Raw genomic sequence first — 23,595 nt, 5'->3', positions numbered from 1 at the left:
CTTTCGTACACGGTATTCGAGTCTGGAACCATGATGGAACTGAGTCATTTACGCAGTCGACTTGCCGGGGCGCGTGCCCGGTGGGCTATGGCATGCAACTGCGGGAGCCGAGTGTTGGCGATCAGCCTGTTGGCCCTCGTCCTGTCCCCGAGTAGCACCTTTGCCAGTGTGGCCCAGGCCGATAGCGTGGTGTTTACACGGCACCCCGTAGGCTACCTGGCTCTGGCGATTTTCACGGTGGCCTACCTTTTTGTGTTGTTCGAAGAGAAGCTCCACTTGCGCAAGTGTAAGCCGGTGCTGCTCGCTGCGGGTCTCATCTGGTTCCTCGTAGCCGGTTTTGCGGCGCTTCAGGGCGATACGGAAAGCGCCAATGCCGCTCTGGAGCACAACCTGCTGGAATACTCCGAACTACTGCTGTTCCTGCTGGTGGCAATGACCTACATCAACGCGATGGAGGAGCGCCAACTGTTCGATGCCCTGCGAAGCTTTCTGGTCAGCAAGGGCTTCAGTTACCTGAGTCTTTTCTGGATTACGGGCGTGTTGGCGTTCTTCATATCGCCCGTTGCAGACAATCTCACCACGGCCTTGTTGATGTGTGCCGTTCTGCTGAAGGTGGGGGAAAAAAGCCCGCGGTTCATCAGCCTGGGGTGTATTAACATTGTCATTGCGGCCAACGCGGGTGGCGCCTTTTCGCCTTTTGGCGACATTACCACACTCATGGTGTGGCAAAAGGGCATGATTGAGTTCACCGAGTTCTTCAGGCTGTTCATTCCGTCCGCCGTCAATTTCCTGGTGCCGGCCGTGATTATGAGCTTCGCCATTCCCCGTGAACCGCCGCAAGACGCCATGGAACCTGTGATCATGAAGCGCGGCGCCCGGCGTACCGTAGCCTTGTTTCTACTGACCATCACAACCGCAGTGCTGGGCCACAATTTTCTGCACCTGCCGGCAGTGGTCGGCATGATGATGGGGCTCGCCTATTTACAGCTGCTGGGATACTACCTGCGTCTCAGCTTCAAGCGCGGTGTTGCCAAAGAGCGGCGGTGGGCTGAAGCCCAGCAGAACACCCGTTTGCTGGACAGGCTCGACAACGCAGTGCCGTTTGACGTGTTCAACCCGATGGCGCGAACCGAGTGGGACACGCTCTTGTTTTTCTACGGTGTAGTACTTTGCGTTGGCGGCCTCGGCTATATCGGCTATTTGTCCGAAGTCTCTCAGGTTCTCTACACAGATTGGAGCACCACCGGCGCCAACGTTGCGGTCGGTGTTATTTCGGCCGTTGTCGATAATATTCCAGTCATGTTTGCGGTACTCTCCATGGAGCCTGACATGTCTCACGGGCAGTGGCTGCTGGTGACGCTCACGGCAGGGGTCGGCGGCTCGATGCTGTCGGTTGGCTCTGCTGCGGGTGTCGCGCTGATGGGTCAGGCCCGAGGATACTACACGCTTATGTCGCACTTGCGCTGGACGCCCGTCATTGCCTGTGGCTACGTGGCCTCGATTGTCACGCATATGTGGTTGAATGCGGTGTTGTTCTAGCAATCTTTTCTGGTGGTTCGCGCAGGTTTCTTGACGCCACACAGGTGACGAAGTGTTGCCTCGGATGAAGGTTCTGTTCTAGTCTATCCGCTTGGATAAACACAATAAGCTAACGCAACCGAGCGCGCTAATGTCTCCTGCATCGTCCACACTGTCTTTCGGCACACGCGTGAGCTACGCCGTCGGCGACCTCGGCCTGAACGTCTATTGGCAGGGCGTGGGTCTATTCCTGTTCTTTTTCTACACCGATATCCTGGGCATACCGGCGTGGTGGGCAGGCGTTACCATATTGATCGCGTCGCTCTGGGACGCGATCACCGACGTACTCATCGCGGGACTCGCCGACCGAACCCAGACCTCCATGGGTCGTTACCGCCCTTACTTGCTGCTAACGCCGCCTTTCCTTGCCCTGGCTTTCTGCGCGATGTTCTACGTGCCTTCGACGCTCTCCGCGGGACCCTTGATTGCCTATGCACTGGCTACGCATCTGATTTTCCGAACGCTCTATACGCTCTACGCGATACCGTATTCGTCACTGTCGGTGCGGGTTGCGCTGGACAGTGCATCGCGGTCCCGGCTGGCAGGTACACGCATGCAGGCAGCCGCCATTGGTGGGCTCACAACGGCTATGGCAACGCCGAGTATCGTCGCCCGTTTTACAGAGTGGTCTGGCGATCCCGGGCAGGGCTGGCTGTTGGCAGCTGTTTTGATGGCGGTGGCGGCGACAACGGCAATGTGGGTGTGTTTTGCGGGCACTCGCGAGCAAGCTATCGCTGAGGCATCGCCTGTTCAGGGAGGTATCGCCGACGATTTTCGTACCGCAATCGCCATGCTGCGCCGTAACGGGCCGCTGGTACGCGTGTTTCTGTGCATTACGCTCGCCAGCCTCTGTTTGGCCATGCTGAGCAAGACGATTATTTACTGGTTCAAGTACGCGGTGGGTAATGAAGCCGCTGCGGGGCTTGCGCTGATAATCGGTCCCTCTATTCTTATCCTGTGCGCGCCACTTTGGGCCTGGTACTCGGTGCGCCGGTCAAAACGTCAGGCGTGGATGCTGGGGGCGGGTATTACCTTGTTCGGTTGCCTGCTGTTCTTTGCCTTGCCCATGCAGAACACGCTTGCCGTTTACGCTTCTCTTGCATTTATCGGGCTCGGTACCTCCTCGTTTGCGGTGATGTTCTGGTCAATGCTGCCCGACACAGTGGAATATGACCGCTGGATAAGCGGCGAGAATCACGAAGCAAAGGTATTCGGTTTTGCCAGCTTTGCGCAAAAATCAGCGCTGGGTCTGAACGCGTTCATTCTGGGCGTATTACTGGATGGCGTGGGCTTCGTACCCAATGTGGCGCAAAGTGAGGGCACTTTACTGGGCCTGAAGAGTATTATGTCGCTTATTCCCGCTCTGGGGGCGCTCTTAACCCTGGTGGTACTCTTTCGTTACCCTCTGGATGCTGCCGAGCACACAAGAATCAAAGACCAGCTGCGTGTACGCGACCAACTCCCGCAACGCTAGAGCGAGTGCACTGATTCAGCGTATCATGACAGCCGCAACCCCGGCGCCGCCGCGAACATCTGCAGCGGCAATCGCTGATATCTACTGACTCAATCGGAAACGTTTATGCCCGCCGTTTTGGACTCTCAAACAGGTTCTCAGAAAGACCGCCTTCTCGCGGCTGCTCTTGAGGTGTTTTCGCGCGAGGGTTTCAAGGGAGCCAACGTGCGTGACATAGCCGAACTGGCTGGCTGTAACCACGCGGTCATTCGTTATCACTTTGAATCCAAGGACAACCTCTGGAAAGAAGCCGTCCGCTTTCTCTTCGACCGTATGGCACGGAAGATGGCTTTCGACGATGCATCGCGTGAAAAGCTGATGGCGGGCGACAGGGAAATGTACATTGCCTGGCTGCGGCGCTACATCCGCTATTGCGCAGAGCACCCGGACCACGCCCGGATCATGGTGCAAACCTCTATCCAGGATGGAGAGCAGCTGTGCTGGGCGACGGAGCATTTCATCAAAAAGCAGCACGAGTCTGTGGACGTGATGACCCAGGCGCTCGTGAAAAACGGCGTGCTACCCAAGCACAACCCTGTTTTCCTGCTCTATATTGTTTCAGCAGCGTGCCAGGCCCTGTTCACGCTGGCGCCTGAGGCGCGTGAAATTTACGGTATCACCATCGATGATGAGACCGTGGAAGCCTACTGCGAGACGGTGTTGGATATTCTGTTGTCGCGTTAGGACGACCTGCGCGAGCAGGCCGCCCTGTTCCCCTCTTTCTAGAAGCTATACTGCACGGTCGCCCCTACGGTGCGTTCAGACTCCAATGTGCGAAACTGTGCATAGCCGCCGGTATCAAAGGGCATGCCGGTAATCGCCTCCGGGAATTCCTCCTCCAATAGGTTTCTGACGAAAAGACTCAGGGACAAGTCACCCTCCATCAGACTCGTGCCCAGTTGTGCATCCACCAGAATACGATCATCAATAATCGTGTTGGGGTCGTTGGTGATACTTGACTGTACTTCGTCCCGATACTGCGCACCCAGCTGTATAAAGCTCGCGTGCGATGCCACCGTGAAGTCGTACCGCGCCAGGGCGTTCACCACCCATTCAGGTGCGTTGGCCAGTGGCTGTCCTGCCAGGTCCTGTACTGAACGTCCGTCGACTGTGACGCAACCCTCTGCCGCCGTCTGCAAGGTGTAGCAGGGCGCCAGCGGGAAATCATCAAACTCCGCCTTGGTATAGGCAACGGCTGACGACAAGGTGAGTGCATTGAATGGCACCCAGGTCAGTTCAGCTTCGAAGCCATAGCTTTCCGCCTCGCCCGCGTTGGCAACGGTAAATACCGACAGACCCGATTCATCCGGAATCAGTGTCTGGGCCTGGAAGTCGTCAATTTGCGTGTAGAACGCGGTAACGTTGGTTGTGAGGCGGCCATCGGGTGAGCGGTGTCGCAGTCCCAATTCAAACTGTGCGGGAATCTCTGCATCGACTGTCGGCAGCTGATTACCTGCGATGGGGTTGATCGTCAGCCCCTGTACAATCCCCGCAGATTTGTAGCCTCGGGTGAGTGTTGCAAAGAGGTTGGTCTCGTTGTCCACAAGATACTGAAGCCCGAGTCGCCACACCACGGCCGTGTCGTCTTCACTTGCAGACTCAAGGCCTGCAGACACGTTCTGACCGGCAAAAGGTCCCACGGCACCCGGGGTAACGGTCTTCAGCTGATCACCTTCTACCTCTGAATAGAGGACCCTTGTCCCGGCGATCAGTGAGAGCTTGTCAGTCAGCGCGTATTCACCCTGGCCGAAGATCGCCATGTTGGTCTCGTCGAAGGACGATGCAAAGTCGGTGCCCAAGCGTAAACCCGCGGGCAGGGCGCCCAGGAGATCCAGGCCAGCGGTGCCAAATTGCGTGTTTGTCTGGGACATCTCCTGGGAGAAGAAATACGCACCGAGCGTGTAGGTCAGCGGGCTATTCCTGGGTGAAACAAGCCGAAACTCCTGGCTGAACTGCTCTTGCTGGAGTGACCCGGAGTTGATTTCTAGAAATGGTTGGGGAATAAGGTCAGCGTCGTTGCTGTCATCGGAATCCCACTCGCGATAGGCAGTGAGCGATACCAGGTCGAACTCGCCCAAGGCGCGAGTGTACTCGGCGCTCGCCCCCCAGGATTCCATTTCGCTGCTGAAAACCCCTTCAGAACCGATATCCAGATTGTTGGGCCCGGGTACGATGCCCAGAGACTCACTGACAGGGCCCGAAACGGGTACGCCAACGCCCAACAGGCCGGTGCCGGGGCCACCCTGCGAGGTGGCGCGGTAGGTGAGCGCGCCCGATGCCTCGTCGCGGCGCTGAAAGTCAGCGCTGAGTAACAGCTCGCCCGCATCGCCCCAGTCAAAACGCAGTTTACCGCGCACGCCCATTTCATCGCGCTCGTTCAATTCGCTTTGCGGCGCATCAACGAACACGTTATCGACGTAACCATCGCGTTTGTTCGAGTAGGTAGAGATGCGGCCGGAGACGCTGTCGGAGAGTGGTCCCGACACAGCAGCGTACAGGTTGATCTCATCGAAGGAACCGTAGGAAGCGCGCACGGTGCCTTCAAACTCATCCGTGGGTCCCTTGGTCACCAAGGAAATGACGCCTGCCGATGCGTTTTTACCGAACAGTGTTCCCTGCGGGCCGCGCAAAACCTCCACGCGTTCTATGTCCGCAAAGTCGAAAATGCCCGCACCTTCACGCCCCAGAATGACACCGTCAATGGCCACGGCGGTGCTGGCTTCGATGCCGATGTTAAACAGCCCGGTGCCGATGCCACGAATGGATGTCGCCGATTGCCTGGCATTAAGCCCCGCGTTAAAGGTGATGCCGGGCAATACGTACTGCAGCTGATCAAAACTGTCGATCTGCCGAATCTGCATGTCATCGCCGCTCACAGCGGTGATTGAAATGGGCACGTCTTGCAAGTCCTGCTCTACACGCTGCGCGGTCACGGTAACCACTTCGAGTACGCCAGAAGATGTACCGGTTTGTGCGAACGCCATGGGCCCAAGTACGGCCTGGACCGCAACGACGAGTAGCGCCGGAGTAAAGGACAGGGGTGGCCTGAGTATATGCATTATTTTGACCTCACTGGTTTAGGCTGTGATTTACAGCACTGGGTATGCTGGCGCTTGTCCAGCGATCGATATCCGTATGGATAGTATTGCCCGAAAAAAAGGGCGTGTTTTCGTTGTCGCTACGGTACGTCAAAGCTCAAGCTCACAGCTGATCAAGGTATCCGGGTCACTCGATTGACCAACTTCGATAGCGTAGCGACCTGCCTCGAAGCGCCAGCTGCCAGGCTTTTCGTCCCAGTAGTCGAGCGATTCGCGGCGGATACTCAGGTGCACGGTCTGTTGCTCGTTGGCTGCGAGCTCCACACGCTGGAAGGCTTTGAGTAGGCGCGGCCAGCGTTTGACAACAGCGTTGGGTGGGCTTATGTAGACCTGCACAACCGATGCCCCGGCCACCTGCCCCGTATTGCGAACCGACACCTGCACCGTAATATCGCCGCGTGAGTCCGTCCGCGCCTTGAGCGCTCGATACTCGAACTGCGTGTAAGACAAACCAAAGCCGAAGGGGAAGCGTGGCTGCAGGTTCTGCGCTTGAAATTTGCCGTAGCCGTGCCAGAGGTCATATTCCATCACTGCGGCCTCTCGATCAAAGAACGGGTAATCCTCGGCCTTTCGGGCGACGGTAAACGGCAGGTGACCGGAGGGGTTTACATCACCCGCAATGATCTGCGCAAGTGCCTTGCCACCCTCCATACCGGCGTAAAATACGTGCAAGAGTCCTGCTGCGTCATCTATCCAATCGTCGACCAGTACTGCGGAACCTGCCTGTATCACCACGAGCACATTGTTGTGTCGAGCGGTGCAAGCTTTGATCAGTGCGATTTGCGCGGCGGGAAGACCGAGATCAATGCGGTCTCCACCTCGCGCACTCTGTGTATGCTGGGGCTTTGTATCTTCCTGGGTATCGGCATCGCCGGCTGCCTCTGCTCGCGCATCCAGTTCATCAGCACTCGGTGCCTCTTGCCCCAGGTTGATGTCACCCGGAATATATTCACCTTCTTCATCGGCCGTATAGCCGGCAACGATCAACACCAGATCGACATCGCCGATGTTGTGTACCGCCGTATCGAGGTTGGACTCGCTACCCGCAAAGTGTACGTTGGATTCACCAAAACGCTCCTGCAAGCCTGCAAGCGGAGTAACAACGTAGGGTGCGCGCACGCGCGAGGAACCCTTGTCGCCCGTATTTTTGACTACAGCGAGTTGCCCCAACACGGCAATTTTACGGATGGCTTGTAGCGGCAGGAGTGTGTGCGTGTTCTTCAACAGCACCGCCGACTTTTGTGCAGCCTCCAACGCCAATTGTCGGTGCGCCTCACAGGCCACCAGTGATAGTGGATAGTGATCCCGGGGGTCTTCTGCTTGCTGGTTTGTCCACAACACACGCATGATGCGAGCGCAGGCCTGATCGATCACCCGCGGCGAGATATGACCATCGTTGACCGCGTCAACCAGTTTTTGTCCGAAATGCACCGGCTCGGGATTCTCTATATCCAGCCCGGCCTCCGCACCGTAGGGTTGGTAGACACCCATGATCCAGTCCGAGTGTACGACACCCTTGAAGCCCCAATCCTTGCGCAGGATATCGGTCAGTAACTCACGGTTTTGGCCGCAGTATTCGCCATTGAGCTTGTTGTAGGCGCTCATGACCGTTTGGCAGCCGGCATCAATAATACGTTTGAAATGCGGCAGATAGAGTTCGTGCAGCACGCGCTGTGAGACGCGCACATCAACATAGAAGCGCGAATTTTCAATGGAGTTGAGCGCAAAATGCTTTACGGTCGCGGCGACGTTGTGCACCTGCAAGCCGGCCGCCAGCGCGGCACCCATCTCGCCCAGGTGATGGCTGTCTTCTCCGTAGGTTTCCTGTGCGCGGCCCCAGGCAGGATGACGCAAGAGGTTGACACAGACCGCCCCGGAGAGATTACAGTCCTGTGCTCTGAGCTCCAGCGACATCGCTTCACCGATGCGGTACTCCAGATCGGTATCGAAGCTTGCACCCCGGGCCATCGCTACCGGGAAGCAGGTTGATTCACCCCGGGCGACACCGCGTGGGCCGTCAGAAAAACCGAAAAAGGGCAGCTCCAGGCGCTCGCAGCCGCCACCGGCGCGATACGGTCTTGCGCCCCACACCCGGTCGTCCTCAACAAAGGCGGCAAAAAAACCATGCCCGCTCATCATGGCGACCTTTTCTTCGAGGCTGGCATCGCTGAGCGCGGCCTCGATCTGCGCCTCTACCCGTGCCGCAAGGCTATTGTTCTGTGATTGATGCTGGGAGCTCACGGTGCGTCCTGCTTTTCAGCTGGCCTGGGGTAGGGCGTTACCTGTTGTGGCAGCCCCTCGAGCTCCCTACGCAGCGCGGCAAGTTCCCTGTGCATCATGGCAACGGTATCAGGCTGATCTTCGGCCACGTCATAAAGCTCCTGTCCGTGTGTGTCGAGGTCAAATAGCATAGCCGCACCAAATTGCTCGAAGGGCACGAGGAACGACATGTAGTAGCCGCGTACAACGTAGCGCCAGCGTTCTGTGCGTATGGCCGCTATTTCGTTGTTGATGAAAAACGCCAGTGACTGGTGTGGCGAGATGTTGCCACCCTGCAGCACCGGGACAATATTTTTCCCGTCGATTGTCCGGCTATCCGGCAGTTCTGCACCCGCCAAAGCGGCCAGTGTGGGAAGGAGATCAATGTTCATAGTCATGGCTGAACTTACGACATTGGCCGGCAGTGTGCCGGGTAGTGCAGCGATGAACGGGACACGAAAGGCGCCGTCATAACCGTCGCCTTTGCGTCCGCGGCGGCCACTGTCACCCTGGAACCAGGGGCCGTTGTCACTGGTGAATACGATAAGCGTGTTGTCGGTGACACCAGCTGCGGCAACAGCCGCGCGAATTTGTCCCAGGCTCCAGTCGATTTCCTCTATGGTGTCGCCGTAACGTCCCGCCTTTGACTGCCCCTTGAACGATTCGCTCGCAAAAAGTGGTATATGCGGGAACGTGTGGGCCAAATATACAAAGAACGGTTTTTCTTGCGCGGTCTGCCGGGCTATGAAATCGGTGACGGCTTCTGTGTAGACCCGGGTGAGCTGTGTTTGATCAGCGTCGGCCTGTATCACGGTCCTATCCCGGAGCAGCGGGAAGGGCTGCATATCGTTCGAGTAGGGCACACCCAGATAATGGTCAAAGCCATGCTCGAGGGGGTGTGCTTCCGGTACGGTACCGAGGTGCCATTTACCGATCATCGCCGTCGCGTACCCCGCGTCACGCAAGATTTCGGCAATGGTGATCTCGGCCTTGGGAATACCATACTCGGACCAGGGTTGAATGACCCCCTGGGCAAGCCCCACCCGCGCCGGGTATCGGCCGGTTAACAGGCCTGCCCTCGAAGGCGTGCAGACACTGGCGCTGGCGTGGAAGTCCGTCAGCATAACGCCGTCATTGGCCAGCGCGTCCAACTGGGGGGTGGCAATGAACTGTGAGCCACCTCGGCTCCAGTCCGCAGCGCCCATATCGTCCGCAAGAATAACAATGATATTGGGCGGCGCCTCATTAGCCGCAACCTGCGCTGCAATGCCCAGCACACAGAGTGCTGTGAGTCTTCGACAGATGTGTAGCATGAGTGCCTGAGAGCTCCTTACTGTCGTTTTCGCGGCTGTGCGAGCGGCACAGGCGGTGTTATGTGATTGACAGGACACCAATATATCCAATTGGATAACAAATTCAAGTGCAAAGCTCTACCCCGTGCGTAGAGACAATGTTGGCGCGGTCATTCCGGCCCTGTCGATACCGGACGTTTTTGATGCAGCTGTTTTGACGTAGCGCGGTAAAGAGACGTGTGAGGTTGAATGGTTTAAAACTCGACGGTGGCTATCATATCGTCGTGCATTAATCTGAGCGTCCAGAAGAATCAGCCGCGCCTGATAGGCGGCCGTCTGAGCTGGCTACACGATTCTTGCCATCTTTTTTTGCCTTATACAGCGCCTTGTCTGCGAGACCCACAAGCTCTGCTTCAGTAACGCCTCTATCAGCTTGCGCCGTACCTGCGCTGCAGGTTACGTGCAGTACCTCCCCGGACGCCAACGTAAAATCATGTTCGCCAAGGGTGGTGATGAAACGTTCAACGGCGAGAAGCCCCTGGGTCTCATCACACTCAGGCATGACGATGATGAACTCTTCGCCACCGAAGCGCCCAATGGTGTCGGAATCGCGACTCAAAGCATTCAACAGTGCGCCCACTCCGCGCAATACATCGTCACCTGCCAAATGGCCGTGGGTATCATTGACTGTCTTGAAGTCATCGATATCAATCATTGCCACGGTCAAGGGCATGTCATACCGCTGAGCGCGTTTCAACTCCTCCCGAAGTGTATCCAGTGCGTAGCTGCGGCGATACGTACCGGTCAAAGGGTCAGCAACCGCGAGTGCTTCCAGCTGAGCGGTACGTTCTTTTACCTTTTCTTCCAGTCTGATATTTGCCTCAAGTATGTCCTCTCGCGCTACCCGTAGTTCTTCATTGGCCGCGACGAGGCGTGCGCGGCTGGGAATGGTGATTGCAATGGGCAGCAAACGCCAGGCGACGATAGCGGTGAGAGCCGATACTACGCCAGTCGATATTTTGGCCAGACCTTCAATAAAGTAGTAACCATGCCAGATATTGATGAGTGAGATCAGGTGCGTTAAGCCACAGAGGAAAATGAAGGCGGCAAACATGAGGAATACGCGGTCGAAGGCCAGATCCTCGCGTTTTCTCACCAATTTGATCAGTATTGCCGGAATGGCGAAGTAGGCAAGCGTGGTGAGTGTGTCGCCCCCCACGTGAAGAAACAGCAGATCCCACCGCCAGAGCAGACAATGGCCGTGGGGCATCAGGCTGCCGTCAAGCACGCGTTGTAGCAATTCCATTTGACTACTCCCGGATCTGTTGTCAGACCGCAAGTGAGAGGGGTTTACGCTGCGCAGCTGAATCCACCTGGTATTCGGGCTACCTATCGCGCGTAATGCTTGCTTCTAAAGTAGCACGACACAGCGTAAGGGCCAGAACTGACTGCGATAAACGCTCTATCGAACTGATAGCATACGCGGCACAGCTACTGGCATACGCTTTGCACGCGACTCGTTCACGCCTCTTACGTAATTCTGCTAGCATACGCCGTTGGTCACTTGATGATTCATGGTGTGGATGAGCCATCGAATGACCGTCTTCCCTCCGAAAAAATACTGGGCGCCTCACCATGTCTGACAGCTTGCAGCAATTGCCCCACGTGTATTCATTCCATCACCGCGTGTTAACGGTGTCGGCACTTCTGCTGCTCGCTGCGTGCACGGATGGCAACGACGCAGTCTTCGAGCCGGGGCCCTATGCAGATGAGGCGCTGTGGCTCTGCAAGCCGGGTATTGCACAAGACCGTTGTCTGGAACTCGACCAGACAATCACGTATGTTTACGAGGATGGCAACAGGGCCGTGTTTCAACACGAACCCGTGGTCGATACCCCGTTTGATTGCTTCTACGTGTATCCTACGGTCGACTTGAGGGAAGAACCGGGCAATACGCTGGATCTCTCCGATGACACGCTCATGCTGCGCCCGCTCTACAACCAGGCGGCACGCTTCACCGAACTCTGTAATGTGTATGCACCGAAATACCGGCAAATGACCATTGGAAGCTATGGTGTAGAGAAGGCGTTTGACAGTGAGTATTTTGCGTTGGGGTATGCCGATATCGAGGAGGCGTTTGACCAGTACCTGCTGGAGAACCCGGCGCGCAACTTTGTGCTCATGGGGCATTCGCAGGGCTCCCATGTTCTGCTGCGCCTACTGGAAAATCGATTCGAAAACGATGCGGCGCTGCGCTCGCGGCTTATCTCCGCTCTCGTGGTGGGGCCGACCGGTGCGCTTGACGTGCCCGCAGGCGAACTTGTTGGCGGCACGTTCCAGAACCTTCCCCTGTGCAACCACGCCACAGACACAGCCTGCATCGTCGCCTTCGATAGCGTTGCGGCAGGAGGAGAGCGGCCGCTGCCATCGTCTCCCCGGCCTTGTGTGAATCCATCGGTTCTGGCGGGCGAGCCGGGTATTGCGGCAAATGCCATCTATAATGACGAAGAGGGCATTCCGTTCCCGGAAGGTGTGGAAACGAACTGGATTGGCTATCCAGGGCTATACAGCATGTCCTGCGAGGCCGACGGATTTCTGGGTGTCGACACCGCACCCGGGCGATCAACCCCGTTTACGCCCCAGCTGATACAGGCAGTTTTGGGGTCCAGCACCCTGCACCTGGCAGACTATACTTTTGCGATCGGTGACTTGCTGCGGCTGGTCGAGATACAGGCGGATCATCACTAAGCGCTTTATCACTGTGGCCTAGATGGGCTCATCGGGGACGTTAAAATAGCGCTGGTAGCGTGCAAAATAGCGGCGTTTGCGCGCAATGTCCTCACTATCGCCAACGCTATACTCGTGCCGCCCAAATTTCGCCTTGGGCTTGGCTTGCAGGTAATCCTGCATGGCATCGCCGGTTTCCGTGGTCAATTCAAACCCCAGTTGAGCATACACCTCTGCAAGTGCGTTGAGGGGCTGCTCAACCAGGGTGGCGTACAGTGAATTATGGCACTGGGATTTTGGGATAGTGTCGGATTCCAGCCAGTCGATGATCCGGTCCAGGTTCGCAGCCATGGCCCTGGGGTTCAGGAGCCCTTCGAAGGCGACCACGTCCAGCGGTTTGTCGCTGCGCATCCAGAAGAACGTGCCAGCCAGGTTGGTCACCGAGGCCTGCGCCTTCAGCGGGTCCCGATGCGTGAGGATGACATGCGCATCGGGAAACACCTGGAACAGCACGGGCAGGAAATTCAGATGCGAAGGAGCCTTGAGTAACCAGTGTTTGCGCGGATTGCGCCACTGCAGCAGTTGCAACAGCCTCTTGTAGGTGCGATAGGAATATTCCCAGTTCCCCTGGCCGTACAGGTAATTGATATAGCTGGGGATCTGAAAGAGAAAGGGAATGTATTCACTGACAAAGCTGCAGGCTTGCGCGATCACGCACTCATTGGGCAGTCGTGCGTCCATTTCGTGCATGGTGGCATAGGTTGGCGTTACGCGGTTGTACTGAGTCACCAGGTGCTGACAGCGCTCTATCCTCGGGTCAGTCTCGTAGGTTGCCGCCTCGGGGGGGGGATAGGGGAACATCATTTCCCAGTGCCGGGGCGAGCCGAACTGCGCGTCTTGGGCCATGAGCTCGAAAAGGATGGAGGTGCCAGAGCGCGGAGACCCCGCGATAATCACCGGTCGATCTATGACTTCGTCAGCAATTTCAGGGTGTTCGTTGAACGCTGCCTGAATGCCCAGCAGTGCTTGCAGCCAGATGAGTATGTCCGAGCGAGTCATCAGGCGCCCAAAGGGGTGTAACTCCGCCTCGGTGTTGAGTGACTGCAGGAGCACCTCGAATGGCTCGCGCCATTCATTACCGCCAAAGTCAGTAAAGCCGGTGACACGCTGTGCGGTGGCGACGAGTTCGTCGGCATCAAGCGGCACCAGGTGCTGAATATCCATGCCCGCGGCTTCGGCATTAAATTGCTGCAACCACGCCGGCCTTGCAGGTGGTGTCCAGTGCACGTCTTCGCCCAATATCTTACTCTCCGTTGATCCGTTCTGTTGATTGAGGTGATCAGGGCATGTATGCGCCGCCGCTTACACTGAGCATCTGTCCCGTGATGTAGCCGGCGCATTCGGAGGACAGGAACATGGCGCAGTTGGCGATGTCTTCGGGCCGACCCAGACGCGGTGTCGGCAAGCCGCTCATGTTGAACAGTGTGCCATCCTTCAGCGCCTTCTGCATTTCGTCGGGCTTGCCCATGATGTCAAAACCGAACTTGCGCCAAAAACTGCCTTCACCAATGTCATCTTCTGTCTCCGGGACGATCCAGCCCGGGCAGATATTGTTCACGCGAACACCCTTGGATGCCCACTCCCAGGCCAGCGTTTTGGTGAAGGAGTTGACGAAGCCCTTTACGCTGCCGTAATGCACTAATTGCGCGGCTGCTTCACCGAGCAGTGAGGAGTTCGACGAGATATTGACGATGGAGCCTGACTTGCGGCTCAACATGTCGTCCGCGACCGCCAGCGTGCAGTTCACCACGCCATCGATGTTGAGCCTGATCTCGAAACTTCTGCTCTCATCGCTGAGGTTGACGAACTCGGTGGGGCGCGAGGCACCGCCGGCGTTATTGACCAGAATATCCACCGGCCCGAACACCTCGTGGCAAAGGTTCACCATGGCATCTACCGAGGCGCGGTCTGTGACGTCGGTGCCAACCGCCAATACCCGGCCCTCGTAGCCGAGCTCTTGTGCTTTTGCAGCCAGTTTCTCACCACTCTTTACGTCGCGGGATGCACTGACGACATTGATTCCCGAGCGCGCAAACGCCAGTACCATGCCCTGGCCGATACCGCCGCTGCCGCCGGTAATGATTGCTGTTTTACCCTTGAGTCCCAGATCCATGTCTTCATTCCCTGTTCAGTTGCGGATGTGCGTGTGCGTCAGCGCGCGCAAGTTCAGAAACCAAAGCGGTTCAGCACACCGCGTCGACGCTCGGCGATCTGTTCTTTCCGCTCGGCCCTCGTCAGGCGTTTTCCCCCTTTGGGAAGATAGGTGTCCAGATCCTGCAGTTTCATTTGCGTTGCTGCTGGTACCGGGTAGTGATCAGCGCCAATCCAGCGTACGGTGACGTAACCTTCCTCGTGACCGGAAGGGTCAAGCCAGTTGGGGTGCCCTGTATCTTCGTGCGCAATCACCAGTATCAACTCACCGTCGTCCTCCATATGGGCATAGTGGCAGTTCGTGTTACTTAACCGGTTCCGGTAGTCCATGGTCTCCCACCAGTAATTGCCAAACTCTACGGCCCAATAGTCTGCCTCGGGTGGGCGGACGCGTACGACGATTGCCTCATCTCTGGGCAGGAACCAATAGCTAATCAGCGGTGCGCCGCCCGGCGTGAAATCGATCTTGTTGTCCTCCAGCTGCCCGTAGGACAGGAACGTATTCGGTTGCGTCTTCCATTTGTCAAGCATTCCCGCCCAATACGCGGTAGAACTGCGCACCCAATCCGCGGCACCGCCCAGGCCCCTGGCGACATCCGCGGCTGAAAGCATGGGGTCATGCTCCAGTTCGTTGATGCGATCGATGCGTGCCTTCATCGGCTCCTCATTCTCCCAATCGGCGAAGAATTGGCGGAAGGTGATGCGCCAGGCATTCGGTGTGGTTTGTATCCAGTTGCCGCGGTTACCGGGGTCGGGCTCCGGGCTCACGGTCACTTCGAAGTTACCTTCTTTGTCGACGAGGACATCACTATCGATAAGATTGCCGGTAACACCGCCGCCCCAAGGAGTGTTGCCATTTTCCAATACAGTGATGGCGAAGAACCTGGCGGTGCCTCGCTTACCCGTCACGCGGTAGGTATTTTTGCCGTTGATAGGCGCCCCCGAGTAATAGGCGTCGGTATTGTCACCACCCTGCTTACGAATGGGGTCGAAGTAGTGCATGATTTCCGGAAAGTCTGCATCACAGTTGTCCAGATTGAACTGCAGGCCAAGGGAGATATTGCGCGCCAGAAGGCGCAAACCCTTGGCGCGATCAATTTCACTGGCAGGCGTTGTGTCCCTGAAGACCAGGTCGGATGATTCCTTGAGTTTGTCGCAAAAGGCATCCCACGTTGCCTTCAGTTCTGCATCTTTCGGGTGATCTCCAAACATTGATTGCTACCTGCTACTGGATTGCGCTTCGGTTTTGCGTTTATAGTAGGACAAGTGTCCTATAAAAATCAATGCGGATTGCCTCGAGATTTCGCCCGGAGAAGATTTCATATGGTATCCAAACAGGCTCAGGAGCCCGGTGTGAATGGAAATGAGTGAACAGCTCCATCACGCTGTGGCGCGCGAGTACGCGCAGCATGCCTAAGCACGTTGATCATGGCGCCAGACGGTATGAGTTGAGTTCTATCGCTGCCGCTCTCATTGCCGAAGGTGGAATGGAAGCCGCAACCATTCGAGAAATCGCACATCGTAGTGGTTATTCAAAGGGCGTGGTTGAGCACTATTTCGAGAACAAGGATGAACTGATCAGTGGCGCGCTGGATTGCATTAACAGACGCTACGAGCAACGTGTTGACAGGGCAATTCGTGGACACAGTGGTATGGTCGCATTACGTCAGCGCATTGCCGCCACGCTACCCGTGACACCCGTCATTCGCAATGAGTGGAAGGTACGCCTGGTGTTCTGGAGTATGGCTGCGGTGCAGGGTACGTTGCGCGAACGCCAGGCACAGCGTTTCGAACGCGCGATTGAGTATTTTGCGGCGGATATCGCGTACGCCATGCAGACCGGCGAAGTCAGCGCAACGCTTGACGCAAGGCAACGCGGTTATGAAGTATTTACGGCCACTATCGGTATCGCCTCGCTGGCGCTCTATAACCCTTCTTATTACAACAAGGCGTTTCTTCTGGCAGAGATTGATCGGCTGATTGAACGCCTGAACCATCAGCTCCCCGAGGGATAAGGCAATGCAAACATTGGACTACAAAGGCAAGAGCGTGATCGTCACGGGAGCGGGCAGCGGTATCGGGCGTGCAAGCGCGCTGCGGTTTGGCGAACTGGGCGCGTCCGTCGTCGTCTGCGATATTGATTCGAGCGCAGCGCGGTCGACGGTCGAGACAATTCAGGCCGCACAGGGAATAGGTATCGAGTGTGTGGCAGACGTCACCGATCCCGTGCAGGTCGACGGCGTGGTCGCTCTGGCTTGTGATCGCTACGGTCGGCTGGATGTCATGTTCAATAACTGCGGCGGATCGTTCCCCATGCCAATGCTTGAGATCGATACTGCAGAATACCGGCGCCTAATGGCGCTGAACCTCGACTCCGTTTACTTTGGAACCATGGCGGCCCTGCGGGTCATGCTCCCACAGGGCTGTGGAGCCATTGTTTCCACAACCTCCGGGGCCGGTTTGGGCGCGGTTTCAGGCCTCGCCGTGTATGGCGCAGCGAAAGCGGGTGTAATCAGCCTTATGCGCAGTGTCGCGGCGGAGTACGGTAAGCAGGGTATTCGCGCAAATACGATTTCGCCTGGTGCGATGGATACACCGGGGATGCGCAGCTGGCTGGATACCAAACCCGGTGGGGTGGCGGGCTACAACGACGCCCAGCCACAGGGGCGCATGGGCAGGGCTGACGAAATTGCCGACGCGGCGGTTTTTCTCGCCTCCGACCTCGCCAGTTACATTAACGGCGTGGTGTTGCCGGTAGACGGCGCGGTCAGTGCGTTGCTGGCAAGCCCGCAGTAGTCGCCTGTGTGTTGCGCTGTGTGCGGTCGCTCGCCTTCAGCTGATCGATAATGCGCTGGTCTCTCGCATACACATCGCGGCGGAATACCACGTCATTTCCTACCGCGAATGCGGTGAAGTAAACGAGGTACACCGGTACGGGTTCTTTCAGGTAAGCGGTGACGGTCTCGCCGGATTCGAACAACCGGTCCATCTCGGGTAGGTAACGGCTCTCGTCGTGTTTCAGCACCCATTCGATCAGCTTGCGTGGCTCGGCTAAGCGGATGCAGCCGGAGGAGAATGTGCGCTCCGTCTTTTTAAACAGGGCTTTGTCTGGCGTGTCGTGTAAATACACACTGTGCTGATTGGGCAACATGAATTTCACTTTCCCCAGTGCATTCTTGTCGCCGGGGAGCTGGCGTAAGCTGAACTGTCCGGGTCGCACGTTTTGCCAGTCGACGTCACTCACCGGGACAAATGCTTCGCTGCCTGCCAGTCGCGCCTGGTATCCTGCGGCTGCCAGTGGTGCCGGATCCTGGCGTAACAGCGGCAGCTTGTCTTTCACGGCAATGCTGTAAGGCACATTCCAGTAAGGAAAAAACACCAGATACTGCATTTCCTCCGTGAAGATGGGGGTTTCGCGATACGGCCGGCCAACAATGATGTCCATGGCCAGTGCTTCGATATTGTTCTCAATGACGCGCATCTGAAATGCCGCGATATTTACTCGGATGTACGTGGATGGCGTGTGTTTTGGAAGCCATCGCCAGCGTTCGAGATTGGCATCCAGGCGCTCAATCCAGGAGAAACGCGTTGCATTAAGAACTTGCAGCGTGGCGGCGCCGACGATGCCATCGGCCTCCAGCCCCGCCGCGCGCTGGAAAGTGGCAACCGACTGTTGCAAGGACTCGTCAAACCTACCGGAGTGTGCGCCTGGCCCCAATAGCCGTGCCTGTAGCTGCTCCACGCGCGCCCCGGTCGCGCCGTGCTTGAGGGCAGGGCCCGGCTCTACGGGTTGGCTGTTGGTGTCTTCTGCCGCTGCGAGTGTGGCCCGCTTTTCCACCAGCGCCCAGTATTCAGGGGTTTGCGGCCACAGTGCGTGCAGCATGCTCTCGAGGTTGCCACCTTTTTCAAGCAGGGCGTGTAGCACGGTAACGGGATCAATGGACTCTCGTTCAAGGTACCACTCGTCATCCATTTCCTCGACGGCACCGCGATAGCGGTCCTGTACCTGTGACAGGAAGGCATCGGTAAGGAGCAGCTCCAGCATCGGCTCTGGTACCGTGCCTGAGGTGATATCCGCGTAGTGATAGCGATTGAGGGGGAGACCATGCTCGCTGGAGCGTGCAATTTCTTTCGCCAGATCGTTGCGGAGGGCGGCGAGCGGTCCGTCGGCGAACCAGAGGAATTGATAGTGGTGCGTGCCGTAGAGCGTGCCAATTTCCGTCATGTGTCGCAGTGGGCCTGGCTCACCGGCGCGGCTCGCTTCGCTCAGGCGTTCGACCTCCATGCGCAGGGCTTCAGTGTCCTGTGCAAATGCAGATGGTGCGCTGCTAACAATGCACAGAGTGAGCAACAGGACAGTGCTTGAAATGACGGGGAATCGTGTTCTCATCCGGTAACGTTACCACACTCCGATCCCGCGGCAGGCGCAAAGGACGCCAGGCAGGCGCGTAAGCTGTAGCGGCGTTTGGGCCTGCAGAGTGCGGTGTTCTCGGGCATTGCTCGCCGTTTAGCCCGCATGCCTCTGCACGACCCTGGTGTTGTTCGTGAGCCCTGATGCAGGGTAGAGCACAATCCCGTCACCGGCTTCAAGCCCACCCAACACCTCAGCGATGATGCCATTATTACGGCCGATAGTGACTGGCGTCAGTCGCGTTTTGCCATTGCTGACCTTGAATACGGCCCAGTCCGAACCGTTGCGGAACAGCGCACTCGCCGGTACGATCAGCGCGGCGTTGTTTTCCCAGATAATGATGCGTGCCTCCACACGGTAGCCGTGCCCGAGGGCTTGTCGCGCTTCAGTCGGGTCCGTGAAGCGAATGATGGTGTTGACACGTTGCTCTTCCACGCCGAGTGCGGAGAACTTGGTGAAACCCAGAGGATCGACACGGTCGACCACCCCGTTCAGCGTTGTTGGCCCACCCCAGTCCTCAAGGATGACGCGGTCTCCGGGTGATACTTTCACGGCATCTGTAGACAGCAATTCAACAACCACCTCAAGATCGTTCTCAATATTGCCTATTTCCAGAATGGCAGTGCCTGCCGGCAGGGTGGTTTCGCTTTCCTGCAACACGCGCAAGACACGGCCGGTTGCCGGCGCATACAGCGGAATTGTCTCTCGTGCTGTGACCACGGCGTTCTGCGGAGCGTCTTTGTCGTGGAAGCTGATGAGGCTTGCGCGCGCGTTGGCAAGTTGCGCCTCGCGCATTGCGATGGTGGCTTCAGCTGTGCCCAGCTGCGCCTCGGCGGTGCGCGCCTCGCGCACGGCGCGATCCAGGTCGGCTTCGCTCACCATGGCCTCGCCGCGTAAACGCCGAATGCGCTGCAGATCGGTCTTGGCGAGGTCGCTGTCGGCAACAGCCTTGTTCAATTCGGCGCGCGCAAGCCGCAATGCTGCCTCCGCTGCGGTGACTTCGGTCCGTGCCTGTTCTCGCGTGCGGATATTGAGTGAGTCGGGGTTACTCGGTAGCATTTGCGCGACGACGGTCTGGTTGTGAACGACCGCATCCCCCGGCAGTACTTCCACACGTTGCAGGCGGCCGGCCAGCGGCGTTGAGAGTATGTAGGCATCGTGCACTCGGGTGCGGCCTTCCTCATTGATCGTCACCCGCATGGTGCCTCGCGTGACTTCACCCATATCCACCATGGTGGGGCGTGGCCAGAAGGCAAATCCCAGCGCCAGAATTACCACGGTGGCTGTTGACAGGCTGATCACGGTTCTGGCGTGTTTTCTGGTCATGGGGCTACTCTCGTGCTTTGAGCGCGGATACGATATCGCTGCCATCAATGTCCCGTTTTACCAGCCAGCCCGAGAGGCTTGCTGCTGCTAGAACGGCAAGCGCCGCTGCGCCATAGCCGGCTGCGGGAACCTGTGCAGGGATCTGGTAGAGGTCGGTACTGAACCCGGCTGCGACGGCAAATGAGAGGTAGTAGCCGAGCACAGACCCTGCGGGCAGGGCAACCAAAGTGACCACCGCAAGTTCGCCCAAGAGCACGAAGGCGACTTCGCTGCGGGTGAATCCGATCACACTCAGGCTGGCCAGATCTCGCGCACGCTCTGCGTAGGCGATGCGCGCGGCGTTGTAGACGATACCAAAAGTGATGATGCCTGCAACGGCCAGCATGATATAGCGCATTGCACCTGCCCCCATATCCATCTGCTCCTGTAGCGCGTTTCTTGCATCCCGCTTGAGGCTGACACCCGCGACGGTGGGCATATCCTTGAGTGTGCGGTACACCGTACTCTGCTGCGCGCTGTCGATACGCAAATAGGCACCGGACATGCGGTTAGGTTCTCCGAGGGCACGGTTGAGTGAATCAAGATCCATATAAGCCGGCGCCCCGAGTAGCGTTTGTGCAATGCCGGCAACGGGCACCTCCAGTGTTGGTCGTCTGCTTTCGCGTACCGCAATGGTCAGCACGTCACCCACTCGGGCGTTGAGGATTCGGGCCAGAGGCTCTGCCAGGATTATACCGCCAGTCGGTAGGTGAATCGTGCCCATCGAGCGGTCTACGGCTCGATAGAGCCTCGAGTTGGGCGGCAAACCACTGATGGCGCCGAGGTGCCTGTTGCGACCGTAGCGCAATACCGCAGACACAGTGCGAATGGACTGTGCATCCATCACGCCCGGTATGTTGCGCAGGTTGCCCAGGCTAGTGGTGGACAGTGGCTCATTGAATGTGACGCTCAGATCGCTCTGGTCTACCACATTGAACGTCAGATCAATGGCTTCGTTGAAGCCGCTCATGATGCCTACCATGGCGACCGAGAGCCCCATACCCGCGGCGATACCGGCGATGGCGCCCGCCATGCGGCCAGGCTGGCGGGTCAGGCGCCGCACCACCATCCTGCTTGGCTGGTCAAGCGCGGATTGTATGGAGCGTGCCATTTTGCCGAGCTGTTTGTAGTGAGGCGGGGCGGGGGGCTGCATGGCCGAGGCGGGTGTCAGCCGGAAAACGCGGCGTAGCACCAGTAAACCGCCGGCAGAGGCCGCGCCCACGCTCACGGTGAAGCCAGTGATGAATGATCCGGGCTCAAGCTGAAAAATCAGAAAGGGAAACTTGAAATACAGCAGGTAGACGTCAACCAGTGCCCGGCCGGCCAAAATGCCCAGCAGACAACCCACAATCGCGCCGCCCGCAGCGATGGCCAGTATCAGTTTGAAATAGTGCAGTCCTGTTTCGAGGTTGGTGTAGCCAAACGCCTTTATCAGGCCGATTTGCCCTCGCTCGGCCTCTACCATGCGCGACACAACGATATAGAGCAGGAATGCAGCGACCGCGAGGAAAATCGGGGGCACTGCGGAGCCTGTCGCACGCAGCCCAGCGATTTCTTCGCTAATAAAACGATTGGATGTATGGTCCTCCAGGCCATAGGCGCCGAATCCGCCATAGGGATCAAGCAGACGATCCACAGCATTCAGGATTTCCTGGGGTTGACTGTCGCGCCCAATGGACAGCAGTGCCTCGTTAAAAGCCCCGTCCAGATCGTAGGCTGCAGCGAGGGATTGCGTGTTCATCCAGATCACAGCATAGCGGGCATCATCCGACATCAGCTCGCCGGGCGCGGTGGTGTACAAAAACTCCGGCGCTTGTGCCAGGCCCACGATACGCAGTGTGTGTCTTGCCCCATTCATCGTCACGTCAAGTACAGCCCCCGGCTGCAACCCGTGCGCTTCGGCGAAACCTTTAAGCAACATCACTTCATCAAGCCGCTCCCGGCTGGGCGCGCGCCCGGCGCTCAGGTAGAAGTCGTTGAGGCGTGGTGTGTGAAAATCCGGGGTGGAGACCGCCTGGGCCCGCAACGGGATATCCAGTCCGGGGAGGTTGATAAGCGCGTGACCCGTAATGCGCCCCTCTACGGTATTGACACCTGGGATGGCCGCCAATTCCGCCAGCAGGTGCTGGGGCGCACGTTTGACCGGAGCGAAGATGTCGGCCAGCCGGTAGCGTTCGTAGTAAGCACGGCGAGTCTCGTCCAGTGACGTTATCAACCCCGACATCATCACCAGCAACAGCACGCCCACAGCGATTACCGCGCCTATCGCCGTTGCCTGTCCCTTGATCCTCCAGAGATCCCTGAGCAGCTTGCGATCCAGCGGGCTCATGCGGGCGCTACCATTCTATGTCCTGCGGGTCACGTTTGTTTCTGTTGACGCGAACCTCCCGGATCCGGCCGTCCGCAAAATGGATAACCCGGTCGGCCATGTCAGCTGTGGCCGCGGCATGTGTGACAATCAATACGGTCGCCCCCAGTGTCTCATTGACGCTTTTCAGAACCTGGAGCACGGCGCGCCCAGTGGTACTGTCCAGGGCACCGGTGGGCTCATCGCAAAACAGCACAGTGGGTTGCTTTGCCACTGCGCGCGCGATTGCCACGCGCTGTTGCTCACCGCCGGAGAGCTGGCTCGGGAAACTGTCGCCGCGCTCGCCCAGGCCCACCAGTTCCAGGGCCCTGGCGGGGCTCATCGGGTCGGCAGCAATTTCGGTGACCAGCTCGATATTCTCGTAGGCCGTCAGGCTCGGCATCAGGTTATAAAACTGAAACACAAAACCCACGTGATCCCGACGGTAACGGGTTAGCTCCACGTCTGTCATTCCCGCGAGGTTCTGTTCCTGAAACAGAACGCTTCCCTGGCTGGCCCGATCAAGTCCACCGAGAATATTCAGTAGCGTAGACTTGCCGCTGCCGGAGGGTCCCAGCAATACGACCAGTTCGCCGGCCGGAATTTCTACATCAACGCCGCGCAGGGCGTGCACTTGCGCCGCTCCCTCCCCATAGACTTTTGTCAGCCCTCGGGTAGTGAAAGCCTTTAGCGGCTCTTTGTTCCCTGTTTGGCACATGGCGTTCGGTTCTGGGGTTTGGGAAAGCACGGTGGTTTGTTTGCTGGCCCATCAGAGGGCGTCGAGCACCATGTTA

At 57.8% G+C, this 23,595-nt stretch carries 17 protein-coding genes; 6 read left to right on the top strand and 11 right to left on the bottom strand.

What is annotated here, in order from left to right; all coding sequences use genetic code 11:
* Window positions 1-111: 111 nt before the first annotated feature.
* From nhaD to EGJ68_RS13440, 3 genes are all read left to right on the top strand, one after another.
* The gene (gene nhaD / locus EGJ68_RS13450; RefSeq protein ID WP_233248817.1) at window positions 112-1,539 is read left to right on the top strand and encodes a sodium:proton antiporter NhaD; all 1,428 of its coding nucleotides are present in this window, start codon (window positions 112-114) and stop codon (window positions 1,537-1,539) included.
* Window positions 1,540-1,669: 130 nt separating this feature from the next.
* Window positions 1,670-3,052, top strand: a complete 1,383-nt coding sequence (locus EGJ68_RS13445) for an MFS transporter (protein WP_123035084.1) — start codon at window positions 1,670-1,672, stop codon at window positions 3,050-3,052.
* 105 nt (window positions 3,053-3,157) lie between these two features.
* A complete protein-coding gene (locus tag EGJ68_RS13440; protein WP_123035083.1) occupies window positions 3,158-3,775 on the top strand; it encodes a TetR/AcrR family transcriptional regulator in 618 nt (205 codons plus the stop codon).
* 38 nt (window positions 3,776-3,813) lie between these two features.
* On the opposite strand, the gene EGJ68_RS13435 is transcribed toward EGJ68_RS13440, so the two are convergent.
* From EGJ68_RS13435 to EGJ68_RS13420, 4 genes are all read right to left on the bottom strand, one after another.
* Window positions 3,814-6,150, bottom strand: a complete 2,337-nt coding sequence (locus EGJ68_RS13435; RefSeq protein WP_123035082.1) for a TonB-dependent receptor — start codon at window positions 6,148-6,150, stop codon at window positions 3,814-3,816.
* A 129-nt stretch (window positions 6,151-6,279) separates the two neighbouring features.
* Window positions 6,280-8,430: a beta-glucosidase family protein gene (locus EGJ68_RS13430; protein ID WP_123035081.1), complete on the bottom strand. Its 2,151-nt coding sequence runs from the start codon at window positions 8,428-8,430 to the stop codon at window positions 6,280-6,282.
* Window positions 8,427-9,761, bottom strand: coding sequence for a sulfatase family protein (locus EGJ68_RS13425; protein WP_123035080.1), 1,335 nt, complete (start codon window positions 9,759-9,761; stop codon window positions 8,427-8,429). Before EGJ68_RS13425 ends, EGJ68_RS13430 begins: the two co-directional genes overlap by 4 nt.
* Before the next feature lie 268 nt (window positions 9,762-10,029).
* Window positions 10,030-11,046 carry a GGDEF domain-containing protein gene (locus tag EGJ68_RS13420; protein WP_123035079.1) on the bottom strand — a complete coding sequence of 339 codons (1,017 nt, stop codon included), beginning with the start codon at window positions 11,044-11,046 and terminating at the stop codon, window positions 10,030-10,032.
* A gap of 329 nt (window positions 11,047-11,375) precedes the next feature.
* Here EGJ68_RS13420 and EGJ68_RS13415 point away from each other — a divergent pair, with 329 nt between their 5' ends.
* On the top strand, window positions 11,376-12,488 hold the full coding sequence (locus tag EGJ68_RS13415) for a DUF3089 domain-containing protein (protein WP_123035078.1): 1,113 nt from the start codon (window positions 11,376-11,378) through the stop codon (window positions 12,486-12,488).
* An 18-nt stretch (window positions 12,489-12,506) separates the two neighbouring features.
* Here EGJ68_RS13415 and EGJ68_RS13410 read toward each other — a convergent pair whose 3' ends face one another.
* From EGJ68_RS13410 to EGJ68_RS13400, 3 genes are read right to left on the bottom strand one after another with little or no spacing between them, the layout of a single operon-like run.
* Window positions 12,507-13,766: a sulfotransferase family protein gene (locus EGJ68_RS13410; RefSeq protein WP_233248815.1), complete on the bottom strand. Its 1,260-nt coding sequence runs from the start codon at window positions 13,764-13,766 to the stop codon at window positions 12,507-12,509.
* A 40-nt stretch (window positions 13,767-13,806) separates the two neighbouring features.
* Entirely contained in the window at window positions 13,807-14,640 is an 834-nt protein-coding gene (locus tag EGJ68_RS13405; RefSeq protein ID WP_123035076.1) for an SDR family NAD(P)-dependent oxidoreductase, read from the bottom strand.
* Window positions 14,641-14,693: 53 nt separating this feature from the next.
* On the bottom strand, window positions 14,694-15,890 hold the full coding sequence (locus EGJ68_RS13400) for a DUF1214 domain-containing protein (protein ID WP_123035075.1): 1,197 nt from the start codon (window positions 15,888-15,890) through the stop codon (window positions 14,694-14,696).
* Between the two features lie 155 nt (window positions 15,891-16,045).
* Between EGJ68_RS13400 and EGJ68_RS13395 the strand changes: the two genes are divergently transcribed.
* Window positions 16,046-16,693 (top strand): TetR/AcrR family transcriptional regulator, encoded by a 648-nt coding sequence (locus EGJ68_RS13395; protein ID WP_123035074.1) that lies wholly within the window; start codon window positions 16,046-16,048, stop codon window positions 16,691-16,693.
* Window positions 16,694-16,697: 4 nt separating this feature from the next.
* On the top strand, window positions 16,698-17,474 hold the full coding sequence (locus EGJ68_RS13390) for an SDR family NAD(P)-dependent oxidoreductase (RefSeq protein WP_123035073.1): 777 nt from the start codon (window positions 16,698-16,700) through the stop codon (window positions 17,472-17,474).
* Here the strand turns inward: EGJ68_RS13390 and EGJ68_RS13385 are convergent.
* The 4 genes from EGJ68_RS13385 to EGJ68_RS13370 all read right to left on the bottom strand — a co-directional run bounded on the left by EGJ68_RS13385 (window position 17,446) and on the right by EGJ68_RS13370 (window position 23,435).
* The gene (locus EGJ68_RS13385) at window positions 17,446-18,963 is read right to left on the bottom strand and encodes a L,D-transpeptidase family protein (protein WP_158283660.1); all 1,518 of its coding nucleotides are present in this window, start codon (window positions 18,961-18,963) and stop codon (window positions 17,446-17,448) included. The genes EGJ68_RS13390 and EGJ68_RS13385 overlap by 29 nt on opposite strands.
* Before the next feature lie 222 nt (window positions 18,964-19,185).
* Window positions 19,186-20,415, bottom strand: a complete 1,230-nt coding sequence (locus EGJ68_RS13380; RefSeq protein ID WP_123035071.1) for an efflux RND transporter periplasmic adaptor subunit — start codon at window positions 20,413-20,415, stop codon at window positions 19,186-19,188.
* A 4-nt stretch (window positions 20,416-20,419) separates the two neighbouring features.
* Window positions 20,420-22,783 (bottom strand): ABC transporter permease, encoded by a 2,364-nt coding sequence (locus EGJ68_RS13375; protein ID WP_123035070.1) that lies wholly within the window; start codon window positions 22,781-22,783, stop codon window positions 20,420-20,422.
* A 7-nt stretch (window positions 22,784-22,790) separates the two neighbouring features.
* The gene (locus EGJ68_RS13370; RefSeq protein ID WP_199228047.1) at window positions 22,791-23,435 is read right to left on the bottom strand and encodes an ABC transporter ATP-binding protein; all 645 of its coding nucleotides are present in this window, start codon (window positions 23,433-23,435) and stop codon (window positions 22,791-22,793) included.
* Window positions 23,436-23,595: the final 160 nt, after the last annotated feature.

Source organism: Haliea alexandrii, assembly GCF_003719295.1.
GTDB lineage: Bacteria > Pseudomonadota > Gammaproteobacteria > Pseudomonadales > Halieaceae > Haliea > Haliea alexandrii.
The sequence above is the reverse complement of the archived record's forward strand: the minus strand, read 5'-3'. Positions and strand labels throughout refer to the sequence as shown.